The sequence below is a fragment of the Novosphingobium sp. 18050 genome (genome assembly GCF_902706195.1).
In the GTDB taxonomy this organism is placed as follows: Bacteria; Pseudomonadota; Alphaproteobacteria; order Sphingomonadales; family Sphingomonadaceae; genus Novosphingobium.
The window spans coordinates 1-446 of the sequence record NZ_CACSJO010000093.1 but is presented as its reverse complement, the minus strand read 5'-3'; the positions used below and the strand labels follow the sequence as shown (position 1 = coordinate 446).

Annotated in this window: 1 protein-coding gene; it reads right to left on the bottom strand. The window is 66.8% G+C overall.

Going from position 1 to position 446, the window contains the following annotated elements:
• The coding region (locus GVL61_RS25550) for a type II toxin-antitoxin system ParD family antitoxin (protein WP_200845024.1) at window positions 1-83 on the bottom strand (83 nt) is incomplete at its 3' end.
• Window positions 84-446: the final 363 nt, after the last annotated feature.

Genomic DNA, 446 nt, shown 5'->3' with positions numbered 1-446 from the left:
GATCCGTAGCGCCCGTCGGTGACCTGACGATCGATGAACCCGGCGAAATGGTCCCCGAGCGAGATGGATGTGTTCTTTGCCATGGCAGCCTCCTGATACCAGAAGATACCATATTTTGGTACACGGCGCGCAGGGGGCCGAACGACCCCCTACAAGCCCGCATCCCCGTCGGCCCAAAACCCGCTTGTGTCGATTGGCACCCCCGCGCATATCGCATCGCGGCGCCGCGCGCGCTAAGCCGGGCCTGCGCCCACGAACCCGAAGCCATCCGCCGAGAAGACCTGCATGGCGAGTCCCGTCGAACATGCGAGCTTCCTGCCGCCGGTCCTGACCTTCCTGGCGGCCGCGGTGATCGGCGTGCCGGTGTTCCGGCTGATCGGCCAGAGCGCGGTGCTCGGCTACCTGGTGGCCGGGGTGCTGATCGGCCCGTCCGGCCTGTCGCTGAT